Genomic DNA, 12498 nt, shown 5'->3' with positions numbered 1-12498 from the left:
CAGAGGCTGTCCACCTAAATAAGCGGACAACCTCTGTTTTATCGTGTTTTACACAAAAACCTTTATAACTTAATTTTGGGTCTGTACATATCTTTTGCAGTCAAACCACATTCTTTTATCATCTGGATGGGATATTCTAACATACTAACTTGAGGTTCAACATTATTAGTCCCGAAGGTAAGCTTTACACCGGCTTCCTTTGCTTTCCGGATCACTGCCTTATTCGGTATTTTATAGCGCGCGTTTATTTCAAGTGCTTTTCCGCTTGCGGCTAAAACACCTACCACCTTATTCATTCGCTCTTCTGTCCAAAATTCATCGTATTGGTCTTGCATTGCTTCGGGTAGGAAAAAAGGATTTACATAAACATCCGCCGGTTCATTTTGTAAAACGGCACATGTTCTTTCTACAATCAGATCCATGTATTTCTGTTTGTTGTCAATTATTACTTCATTATTAATCCATAGATGAACACGTCTGTTCTTATGGTCGTTGAATGTCATGGCGTCAGTAAAAACGAAGTCAAACTCATCGCGGGCTTCCTGAGAAAAGGTAGTTACCCATTCACGCCCTTCTGCCTGCATTGCTAAAATGAAAGGCTGACTCCTCATCGTGTTCAGATAAGTATAAATCTCTTCATCATTTGTAATTGGGAAACCAATACCACAATTAGGAGCTATGGTATAATTAATGCCTGTTTTTCGCGATTGAGCAGCTGCTACCTCCTTTGTAAGTCCCCCCTTTAGATGTACATGATAGTCTAAAACCGGGAAATCGTTCTGATGTAATTTAATTATATCATCATTTTGTTCGTCTAAAGCCGATTCTAATTGAGCAACCATTTCTATGTTTTTGCTATCAAGAATGTTAACAGAAATGTTCTTAAATTCTACTGTACCGTTACCTGTGCTAACCAGAGCAAAAGTACCTTCAGATAAAACGGATTGTGAATTTTCACTTGTTCTATATGGTGTCGCTGGTTCTGTATACTCTACAACAAGTTCGCCGTTGACCTTAACCGTAATAAACCGCCCTTCTACTCGAATAGTCATATTGAACCAGTCGTTCTCACGAACAAAACTTTTTGTTAAGTTACGAACAGACATAAGACTACCCGTCATCCTCCACCAAACAGGATCTTCCCTGTCATTATTAAGCGCAACGCGATATCCTTTTCCGGACTGATCTGTGTGAATACCAACAAAACCTTTACCTCCTTTTGTTGTACGTGCTTCAAGTTCCAATTCAAAGTTTTTGTAATTCCCACCCTTCAAGACAGAACTCGAATTAGGACCAGATAAAGACAAGACACCTTCTTCAACAGTTACATCACCGGAGCTGATCCAGTCTGCATTTTCACTACCACTAAATAATACACCGCTTTTTGGCTGATTACATGAAGTAATAAATAAAAGACAAAAAGCCACCAATACAAAACTTATTTTACTCATATCGTTCTATTTATGTTAATGATAAATTTCTGTTAAAACATACCCTTTACAAAATGAAGGGTCACCAATATGAAACGAATATTCGATGAAATTACTAAATTCGTGCTTACAAAGAAATAAAACCTAAAACAATATTGTTATGTCAAACAGACGAGATTTTATCAAAGGAGCGTCTCTCCTTACTTTAGGAGGTTTACTGGCTGGGAAAACTACTCAGGCGGTGGCTTCTACAACGATGAAAACATCATCATCAGCTAAGAAGAACATCGGCTTGCAAATTTATTCTTTGGGAAAGGAACTTTATGAAGACGTGCCGGGAGGTTTGAAAAAGATTGGTCAGATGGGTTATTCTACAATTGAACTTGCAGGTTACAAAGAAGGAACGATTAATGGTGTTGATATGGTAGAATTCAAGAAAATGGCAGAAGATGCCGGCTTGAAAATAACCAGTACGCACGTAAATCCTCCTGTTCGGGAATATACTGCGGCCAATAAAGGAGAAATCGCTGACTTTTGGAAGAGAGCGGCTGATGATCATGCGAAAATTGGTGTTACTTACTTGATTCAACCGGGACAACCGTCTACTCGCAATGTGGAAGAAGTGGCTCGTGTTTGTGAGGTGTTTAATGAAGCCGGACAAATAGCGAAAGCTGCCGGATTATCATTTGGCTACCATAATCATGAAATGGAATTTGCACGTGTAATACCAGGAGGCGAAGATATGGTTTTCGGGCGTCGTGGATTTGGTAGAGAACAGCCAAAGGGCATTGAGGTAATCTATGATGCTTTTATTCAGAGAACAGATCCTTCATTGGTGTTTTTCGAAATGGATGTGTATTGGGCAGTTATGGGACAAAATGACCCGGTAGCTTATATGCAAAAATATTCGGACAGAATCAAGGTATTGCACATTAAGGATAAAGCGGTATTAGGACAATCCGGAATGATGAACTTTGAGAATATCTTTAAACAAGCTTATGCCAATGGTATCAAGGATTACTTTGTAGAACTGGAGGGCATAACAGCCGGTACCCAGTTTGAAGGAGTAAAAGGTTGTGTTGACTATTTATTGAAAGCTTCGTTTGTAAAATAATCTGTGACATCATATTCTGTAGCGACCTTTATTTTTTACATAATCTTCATGTTAATTTCTTTTTCGAGAAAAAACTTGAAGATTATGAAAAGGATAAAGGTCGTTTTATTATAAAAAAAATACACTTTCTGTTCACAAGTGGAATGAAATAAAGCGACAGGAATAAATTACTCCAACTGAAATGTCGCTAAAAGACCTTTGTGGTCTAATTCTCAACAACTGTTCCTTGTTGCCGGATATTGATCTCATATACCTAAATCACCGGTACTTAACCTTTACAAACGCTGATTTCGGATGTAAACTCGGTTGTTGGTGCGGCCTATGGCTTCCAGTTGTCCGTTTTGTGTTAAGAGGTGTAAATCGTCTTTGGCTTTGTGGGGGGATGTTTTGTTTAGGGGGGCACAGGTTTTCAGATCGATGTAGTGATGCTTTTCTACGTGGTAGAGTATTCGTTTGAGGCGTTCATCTTGTGGATACTCCGAACTTTTCTTTTTGGGTTTATGCTTTAATTTGAATTTTACTATCTGATTTTTTAAGTTGACAGAGGGGCGAAAGTGTATGCTGTTGATTTTTACCGTGAGGGCATTGTCTTTGTCTGTCTCCGGTTTTCTGGTGCTTTTTAATCCTAAGGAGAAAATTCCCAAATCGTCTAATTGAATACTATACCCTTGGGATAAATAGTATTCAAAGAAAAAATTAAGTGAATCTAATGTTGCCTTTACATCTGCGGAGGAAATGGAGCTTCGTTCGGTTATTAGCTGACAGAGTGATTTTGTGTCTATTGTTCCGGCGGAATTGATTCGCGCCTGAAGCATTTTTTGTTGTTTTCCTTGCTGTAAATTATAGACTTCATAGATGCTGTAAGATACTTCTTTCATGAGTTATTGTTTTAGTTACTGTTAATTTGGTTATATAAAGGGTTTTATCCTTAAAATATAGGCGTGAAATTATTTTTGAGGCTCCTCAAAAGATAAAAGCACGGCCGTCAAAAGACAAAAGCACGACCCTCAAAAAACAAAAGCACGGTCGTCAAAATTTTAGTTGAACGGTTGCAAATATAAAACCGGTACTACCCCTTTTGCAAGAAAAAAGAGAAATATTTTTATTGAAAACTAATCATATTATGGAGAAATGGTATCGGGAGTTATTGCCGAAGTATAAAGTACCCACCGAATAATCTGATTCGTTTCCTCACTCCGGAGAATTGCCATATACAATTAGTTTTGTAATTTTGCATCCAATTGATTTGGGAATGAAAGCATGAAACAATGAAACAATATTTGTCTTTACTTGACCGTGTGCTGACGGAAGGGGTGAAAAAGGAAGATCGTACGGGAACGGGTACACTTAGTGTGTTCGGACATCAGATGCGGTTTAATCTGGAGGATGGTTTTCCGATGCTTACTACGAAGAAGCTGCATCTGAAATCAATTATATACGAGTTGCTTTGGTTCCTGAAAGGGGATACGAATGCGAAATATCTACAGGATAACGGTGTGCGTATCTGGAATGAATGGGCCGATGCGGATGGTAATTTAGGACATATTTATGGTTATCAGTGGCGTTCGTGGCCTGATTATGATGGAGGAAGTATTGATCAAATCAGCGAGGTTGTTGACCAGATCAAGCATAATCCGGATTCAAGGCGGATCATTGTTAACGCATGGAATGTGGGAGATCTGAAAAATATGAATCTACCGCCTTGTCACATGTTTTTCCAATTCTATGTGGCCAACGGAAAGTTAAGTCTGCAAATGTATCAGCGTAGTGCGGATATTTTTCTGGGCGTACCGTTCAATATTGCTTCTTACGCGCTTCTTCTGCAAATGATGGCACAGGCAACCGGACTGCAAGCCGGAGAGTTTGTACATACACTCGGAGACGCGCATATTTATCTGAATCACTTGGATCAGGTAAAGTTGCAAATGACCCGTGAACTTCGTGCCTTGCCTCAGATGCTGATTAATCCGGAAGTGAAAAGTATTTTCGATTTTAAATATGAGGATTTTGAACTGACCGGTTATGATCCACACCCGCATATTAAGGGCGAGGTGGCTGTATAACTTTAAAACAGAACAGATATGAGTACTCTTTCTTTAATAGTGGCGATAGCAGATAATCAAGCGATTGGTAAGCAACAACAGCTGCTTTGTCACTTGCCGAAAGACTTGAAGCGTTTTAAGGAAATCACGAGTGGCCATACGATAATTATGGGGCGCAAAACATTTGAGTCTTTGCCTAATGGAGCTTTGCCTAATCGGAAAAATATTGTTCTGTCTTCGTCTGAAGGACTGTCTTATCCGAATTGTTTGGTTGTTAACTCTTTGGAGAAAGCATTGGCGGCATGCGAAGGAGAGTCTGAAGTGTTTATTATAGGAGGGGCTGCTGTTTATGAATTGGCATTAAAACAAGCGGATAAACTCTACATTACCCGTATTCATCATGCTTTCGAAGGTGCCGATACCTTTTTTCCGGAGATCGATAAATCGGATTGGACAGAGATCGAACGAGTGTCTTGTCAAGCCGATGAAAAGCACGCATATCCGTTTACTTTTATCACATACATCCGCAAACGTTAAGTCGATTGTGGATTTTTTTTAGTAGATTTACACCTTATTAACCGTTTATTCACTCTTTTTTAGACATTCTTTGTATCTATACTTTTATGTAGATTGTTTTACCTATAAACTCAAAGGGAAATGAAAAAAATAGCAATAGCTCTTATTTTGGTACTACTCTGTGGCGTTTCTTTACCTATATTTTACTCAAAAGCAGAAACCGTTGTAAATAATACGCAAATGATTACGCTGGCAATTAAAGAAAAAGATACATCTGCTCTGATCAAAAAACTGGTTGAAAAAATAAAAAATGAAACAGAAATAGATGAAGCGCGTTATCCGGCTCTTATTAAAGAGATAGAGGTATACGCAGCGTCATGTAATAAACCGGAAGAGGCGGCGATCCTTCATTCCCTTATTGCTGAAATGTATTCGAGTTTTGAGCAACAAAACGCGTGGAAGTACAGACAGCGTACTCCTATCGTTGGTTTTGTGCCGGAAGATATAAATGAATGGACAACAAATCTGTTTGAAGAAAAGATAAAGAAAGAGTATCAGTTGTCACTTCAACCGGAAGCACTATTGCAAGAAATTCCGATTAACCGGTATGCCGAACTGCTCAACTCCGGTAAGGATGAAAAACTGCGACCTACTTTATATGATTATCTGCTTTATCGTGTGCTGGAGGTTGATCCTACAGATGAGTTGTATCAAAAATTAATCACCTATAAAAAAGGAGCCGGTGATCAGAAGGCTTTGATGTTGGCAGAGTTGGATTATACGGAGTTTAAACACCGGAACACCCAATTTGCGAATGAACGGACGGCGTATCTTGCTTCATTGGATAGCTTGTATAACACTTATTCTACGGCCGACTTTGCAGCTGAAATATGGATAAACCGTGTTGGAGCGATGGAGTATGAAACTTACCGCTCGGGCGATCCGAATGCAAGCTCTTTAAATGGAGAGATTATGGCTCTTTGCGAACGGGCGATAAAAACATATCCGCAGTATGAGCGAATCAACTTTTTTAAGAATAAGCTGACCTCTATGCAAAATCCGGATCTGAATGTGAGTATACCTACTGTTTTATATCCGGGTCAGGAGGTGAAGATGAGTCTGAAATATAAAAATGTGAAGTCTGTTAGCATAAAGATGTATGAAACGGATATAAAACCGGAAGACATCAATGTTGCTGATTATTGGTATGGAAAGAGGGAAGGGCAGAAAAAAGCGAATCGTAAACTTATTCGTCAGGTAAACTCTTCTTTGGATATACCCAATACCTACCAGTTGGTGGATACGACTGTGTGGCTGAGTGGTTTGGATAGAAATGGTATCTACGAGTTCGAGGTGAGTGTACCGAATACGAACCTGAAATCATCACAATATATTTTCTTTAGTAAAATAGCTTCCGTGTCCCGTTCTGCAACAGGCGGAGGTGCAGAAGTTTTAGTTACGGATATGCAATCCGGAAAGCCGATCGAGAAGGCTTTAGTCTTGTTATATAAATCACACCAAAATGAAATTGTGCAGATCGATTCTGTGCAGACAGACACTAACGGTATAGCTCAAATAGCAGCGAATGATAAAATCCGTTATTTCCGTGCCGTAAACCGGGATGATAAGTTTACGCCTCTCACCTCAATCTATTTGGCGAATAATCGCTTTGGCGAAAGCGTTACGAATAGTGAGGAGAAAACGCAAGTGGTTTTATTTACCGACAGAGGGTTATATCGTCCGGGGCAATCTGTTTGTTTTAAAGGAATAGCTTATAGTGGAAACAAGGAAGATCGCGTTGTATTGCCGAACCGGGCAGTCAAGGTTATTTTAAGAGATGCAAATCATAAAGAGGTGGTTACCCGCGATTTTACAACAAACGAATTTGGGTCGTTTAATGGTGAGTTTACGTTGCCTCGTCAGGGATTAAACGGAAGGTTTACCCTATCTACTGAAAATACAACAGTTTCTCTTCAGGTTGAAGAGTATAAACGTCCTTCTTTCAACATAGAAATCAGTCCGATCAAGGGAGAGATCACTTTTGGCGATAGTGTGAAGATCGAAGGTAAGGCGCAAACCTATTCAGGCGTTGCGTTGCAAGCCGGAAAGGTAAGTTACCGTGTGTTGCTTCGTCCGTTCCGATTCTTCTATTATGGTGTGCCTTCTTTCGCTGAAACACAAGTATTGCAAGGGGAAACTACGCTGGACGAAAACGGCAATTTCTCATTTGATTTTGTGCCGGAAAAACAGAACGGAATACAGGCTTGGGCGAATTATGTATCGTATGAAGTCTCGGCAACAGTGAGCGACAGTAAAGGCGAAACACAGGAAACAAACTCCCGGTTCTCTGTTGGCAGCAGTAGTATTGTATTATCTACAAACCTTACCGAACAGATGAAAAACGAAGATCTGTCCGTACAGGTAAGTGCTCAGACATTAAACGGAGAACCTGTTCGTTCGCAGGGAAAATATACGATTTATAGCCTGATACATGAAAAGAAAAAAGGAGCAACGTCGATCGAAAAGAAGGAAGGCAATATCGTTACGCAAGGACAGTTTACGACAGACGAGCCGATTTCATCGACAGTCTTTTCTGAATTAGCTTCCGGCAGTTACCGGATTAAGTTTGAAACTTCTGATGCAAAAAACCGTCCGGTAGAATTGACGCAGGATGTGATTCTTTATACTGAAAAAGATAAACGCCCACCCGTTTTCTCGGATATATGGTTGGTTATGGATGATCTTTCCGCTCAACCGGGAGAAGAGGTAGAGTTTGTTTTTGGTACGTCGCACAAAAAGGCTTATGTTCTTTACGAATTGGTTTCAGCCAACAAAGTGGTATCCCGTAAACGTTTTGAACTGTCTGACGAAAACCGCAAAATAACGGTGCCTTTCTTAGAAACCTATGGTGATGGGGTAGTGGCTTTATTTACTTTCATTAAAGAAGGCAAATTATATACCCGACAAATAAATATAACCAAAAAAGTACCGAGCAAAACATTAACAATCAAAACGGAAACATTCCGCGATAAGTTAATGCCCGGTAATAAAGAAAGCTGGAAACTGAAAGTACTTACTCCCGACTCTTTACCTGCCACAGCAGAAGTACTGGCTTCTATGTATGATGCCTCATTAGACGCGATTACATCTTTCAAGTGGTATCTTTCCATCTGGGATCGTTCGTATTTGAATGCTTCTGCTTTCCGTGAAAATCGTTCTTACTTAGCTGCCGGAATGTATCTGACCGGTGATGTGAAATATGCAGCTATTTCCAACTTTGAATACAGTCGGTTTAATTGGGATATGGCAATGTTGAGGACCTATGCGTATTCCACTCGCCAGTCCCGGGCATCTTTAACGATGAAAAACGCGGCACCGGTAGCAGATATGGTTACAGCAGAAGCGGCTGAAGAAGAAATGGATGTAGCGGCATTTTCTAAACTTGATCAAGATGATCGTACAGCAACCGGAGCAACCGAGAAGGTGTCTTTAAGAAAGAACTTTAATGAAACAGCGTTCTTCTTCCCGGTTTTAAGAACGGATAAAGACGGTGCGCTTACGGTCAACTTTACTTTGCCTGAGAGCAATACAACCTGGAAGTTTCAAACGCTGGCACATACGAAAGATATGAGTTATGGGCAATTAACGAAAGAAGTTGTTTCGAATAAACCGTTGATGGTTTTACCTAATCTTCCGCGCTTTGTTCGTAAGGGAGACGAAGTAAATATTAGTACACAAGTGATTAACCGATCGGAGGGTTTATTGGCAGGAAAAGTGCGCTTGGAACTGTTTGATCCTGCGACTGACGAACCTATAGTTTGCCTTACGAAATCTCAATATCCATTCGATCTGGCTGCCGGACAGCAAACAACGGCCAACTGGACTATCCCGGTTCCCGCAGGAAACGAATTGCTCGGCGTACGCATTATCGCGGATACTGAAACCGTTAGCGACGGAGAACAGCATTTGTTACCCGTTCTGTCAAACGAGATTTTAGTGACGGAAACTACTCCAATCTATCTGAAGAGTGGTGGTGAAAAGACGATTGCTATTCCCGGAAATAGCACGGCTTCGTATAAACCTTATCTACAAACGTTAGAGGTAAGTGCAAATCCGATCTGGTATGCTGTGCAAGCATTGCCCAACCTTACTCGTCCATCCAATAATAGTGCGTCTGCTTGGTTTACTTCCTATTATAGTAATATTCTGGCAACTTCTATTGTACAGGCTAATTCTCGTATGCGTAAAATCATTGACCAATGGACGGCTGCAGGCAAAGATGCGAACTCGTTGTTGTCTAACCTGGAAAAGAATGAAGAGTTGAAGAATGTCTTGCTTGAAGAAACTCCTTGGGTATTGGAAGCGGAAAATGAAACCGAACAAATTCAACGTTTGAATACGTTGTTTGATCTTAATCGCGCGGAAAGTCAGCATGCCGAGGCGCTTCAGGAATTAATTCGTCTGCAACGTGAAGACGGTGCCTGGGGATGGTTCAGTGGTTTCGGGGCAGATCGATATGTAACGACCTCTATTCTGCAAGGAATGGCTGATCTTGTTAATCTGAATGCGGTACAATATGCTCAGTCGGAGAAAGAAATGCAAATGAATGCGCTTCGTTATTTGGACAATCAGATTGAAAAAGATTTTGAGTTGCTGAAAAAACATAACCAGAACTGGAAGAATATGTCTCCTTCCGGATGGCAACTGGATTATGTACTTATGCGTAGTCAATACCGGGATATTCCGGAAGAAAGAGGAACGCGCGAAGCCATTCGTTTCTATACCGATCAGGCAGAAAGCCAATGGGAGAAGCTGCCAATGCGTATGCGTGTTCAAACAGCATTGCTTTTACACAGAAACGGTAAGAAAGAAAAGGCGGAAACTATCATGAACTGGTTTAAGCGTACGGCTACTCAATCGGAAGAACAAGGGCTTTATTGGGCGAATAACCGTAGGAATGGTTTTTCTCCCGTGTCGCCTATCGAAACACATACATTACTGATGACTGCTTTTGCTGAAATCCCGGTTAAAGACATGGATGTAGATAAGATGAAGCAATGGTTGCTGAATCAGAAACGTACGCAAAACTGGGAAACAACTCCTGCCACACTCAATGCTGTATATGCCTTATTGCTGACGGGAGGAGATTGGCTGGCAGAAGATAACCGGGTGATTGTTAACTGGGGCAATGAAGTTATAGATACCCAAAATGGCACCAAGGGAATCGGATATAGCAAGACCGTACGTAAGTCGGCAGAAATATCCGGAAACGAAAAACTGACAATCCGTAAAGAAGGGAATAATCCGGCTTGGGGAGCATTGTATAATCAGTATTTTGTTCCAATGGATCAGGTCACCAAACATAAAGGTGATCTGAGTGTAGAGAAGAAGATATTTGTAGAAAAAGCATCGGATAAAGGACTTCAGTTAGTCGCTTTACAAGAAGGGGAAACGCTTCGTATAGGGGATAAAGCTGTTGTGCGCCTAACCATACGAACAAAACAGGAGATGACTTACGTACATTTAAAAGATATGCGCGCGGGTTGTTTCGAGCCTACAGACCAATTGTCGGGAACACAATACCGCGATGGTGCGTTCTATTACAGAAGCTCAAAGGATGTGTCCGAACAATTTTTCTTTGATCGTCTGCCTGAAGGAACTTATGTTATTGAATATGGTGTATACGTTTCAAGAAACGGAGAATATGCTTCGGGACCTGCTTCAATTCAGTGTTTATATGCACCGGAATATACTTCTCACACAGAAGGAGGACGTCTTATTATAAAAGATTAAACATCAAAGGAACAACCTAATGTTTGAAATTTATTAACTTTGCGAGTAATTAATTATAAATGAATAAAGAACGTATGAAACAGATTGTATTTATTTTCATGTCTTTACTTTTAATGACAGGAGGAGCTTTTGCTCAAAGCCAAGCTGTTATTGCTGCCGAAACAGCAACGCACGATTTCGGTACAATTCAGGAAGATAACGGAACAGTAACGCATACTTTTAAAATATCGAATACGGGAGATGCTCCTTTGGTACTTACACGTGTTATCGCGTCTTGTGGTTGTACCACTCCGGTTTGGACAAAAGAGCCTATTGCTCCGGGAAAGACAGGTGAGGTCAAAATTACGTTTGATCCTAAAGGACGTCCGGGTCCGTTTGCTAAAACAATATCTGTTTACAGCAATGGTAAAACCGGTAGTTTCGTTTTAACAATAAGAGGTGAAGTTCAATAATTGAACTTCCCTTCCCTTAATAATACCCATATACAGGTGAGACAGCTAACTTTCCTAATCTTTACTTTTTTACTTTCAAGTTCTCTACTTCTTGCACAGGATAAGACGAAGATCAGTGTAGATAAAGCCAATCATGATTTTGGTCTGATTAAAGAAGAAAAAGGAGAAGTAGAGCATGTCTTTTTGGTGAAAAATGCGGGAAAGACTCCACTTGTAATTGATCGTATTACTACTTCCTGCGGTTGTACTCTTCCCGAATGGTCTAAAGAACCGGTGCCTCCCGGAGGAACAAAAGAAATTAAAATATGGTATGATCCTGAAGGACGACCAGGCAGTTTTCATAAAACAATTTCCGTTTACAGCAACGCCGATACCAGGCGTTTTGTGATGACTATTAAAGGTGAAGTTCAGCGTAAACCGGCAGTCGTGTTGTCTCGTAATTATCCCTACTCTATCGGTGAACTGAAGCTATTGTCTAAAGCAATATCGTTTAATACGATTCGTCCGAATGAAACACTTAGCGAGAAAATAGAAGTAAAGAACTCCGGAGAAAAGACAATTACCGTTCGATTTGAAGAATTACCTTCCTTTATTACAGCCGAAGCACGTCCGATGTCTATTCGTCCGAACGAAGTGGGCGAAATCGTTTTTCTCCTGAATGCAAATGGTGTAGGCCGAAAAGGTCGTTATCATCTCCTTCTTCCCGTAAAAGTGCAAGCAGAAGGTGCCGCACCTATTGTTCAGAACATCACATTATCCGCCAATATTATTGATGATTTCACTAAATTATCACCTTCTGATAAGGAAAAAGCACCGGCTGCTCTAATTTCATCTACTTTAGTGGATTTCGGAAAAGTGGAGAAAAAAAGTACTATCTTAGGACTTGGTGGAAAAGAAACCAGGACATTTGAAATTACAAATAAAGGAAAATCGCCGTTAATCATATACAGTGTCTCTTCAGACGACCCTGTGATTGATATAAGTGGAGGAAAGAAAGAGTTGAAACCGGATGCCTCTGCTTCTTTTAAAATAGCTATTCGGCCTAAAGATTTTAAAGTAAAATTAGAATCAACAATTACAGTTGTTTGTAATGATCCGAATGGTCCGGTCAGATTAATAAAAGTTACAGCAGAAAAATAAAAGCCAAACGC

General features: G+C 40.3%; 8 protein-coding genes. 6 read left to right on the top strand and 2 right to left on the bottom strand.

From position 1 onward, the window contains the following. Window positions 1-62: 62 nt before the first annotated feature. Window positions 63-1451, bottom strand: coding sequence for a DUF1080 domain-containing protein (locus tag B9Y81_RS02735; RefSeq protein ID WP_085535450.1), 1389 nt, complete (start codon window positions 1449-1451; stop codon window positions 63-65). Between the two features lie 139 nt (window positions 1452-1590). On the opposite strand from B9Y81_RS02735, the gene B9Y81_RS02730 reads away from it, so the two are divergent. Beyond that, complete coding sequence (locus B9Y81_RS02730) at window positions 1591-2544, top strand: sugar phosphate isomerase/epimerase family protein (protein ID WP_085535449.1); 954 nt, start codon at window positions 1591-1593, stop codon at window positions 2542-2544. 275 nt (window positions 2545-2819) lie between these two features. On the opposite strand, the gene B9Y81_RS02725 is transcribed toward B9Y81_RS02730, so the two are convergent. Then, the gene (locus B9Y81_RS02725; protein ID WP_085535448.1) at window positions 2820-3422 is read right to left on the bottom strand and encodes an HU family DNA-binding protein; all 603 of its coding nucleotides are present in this window, start codon (window positions 3420-3422) and stop codon (window positions 2820-2822) included. A 390-nt stretch (window positions 3423-3812) separates the two neighbouring features. Between B9Y81_RS02725 and B9Y81_RS02720 the strand changes: the two genes are divergently transcribed. The 5 genes from B9Y81_RS02720 to B9Y81_RS02700 all read left to right on the top strand — a co-directional run bounded on the left by B9Y81_RS02720 (window position 3813) and on the right by B9Y81_RS02700 (window position 12487). Beyond that, on the top strand, window positions 3813-4607 hold the full coding sequence (locus B9Y81_RS02720) for a thymidylate synthase (protein ID WP_085535447.1): 795 nt from the start codon (window positions 3813-3815) through the stop codon (window positions 4605-4607). 18 nt (window positions 4608-4625) lie between these two features. Beyond that, on the top strand, window positions 4626-5123 hold the full coding sequence (locus B9Y81_RS02715) for a dihydrofolate reductase (RefSeq protein WP_085535446.1): 498 nt from the start codon (window positions 4626-4628) through the stop codon (window positions 5121-5123). 120 nt (window positions 5124-5243) lie between these two features. Next, entirely contained in the window at window positions 5244-10895 is a 5652-nt protein-coding gene (locus tag B9Y81_RS02710; protein WP_085535445.1) for an alpha-2-macroglobulin family protein, read from the top strand. Window positions 10896-10969: 74 nt separating this feature from the next. Continuing rightward, on the top strand, window positions 10970-11347 hold the full coding sequence (locus B9Y81_RS02705) for a DUF1573 domain-containing protein (protein WP_085535516.1): 378 nt from the start codon (window positions 10970-10972) through the stop codon (window positions 11345-11347). Window positions 11348-11383: 36 nt separating this feature from the next. Next, window positions 11384-12487, top strand: a complete 1104-nt coding sequence (locus B9Y81_RS02700) for a DUF1573 domain-containing protein (protein ID WP_176221434.1) — start codon at window positions 11384-11386, stop codon at window positions 12485-12487. Window positions 12488-12498: the final 11 nt, after the last annotated feature.

The organism is Massilibacteroides vaginae, assembly GCF_900178525.1.
Lineage (GTDB): Bacteria > Bacteroidota > Bacteroidia > Bacteroidales > Tannerellaceae > Massilibacteroides > Massilibacteroides vaginae.
Note: the sequence above shows the minus strand (reverse complement) of the source record. Positions and strands in the feature narration are given on the sequence as shown.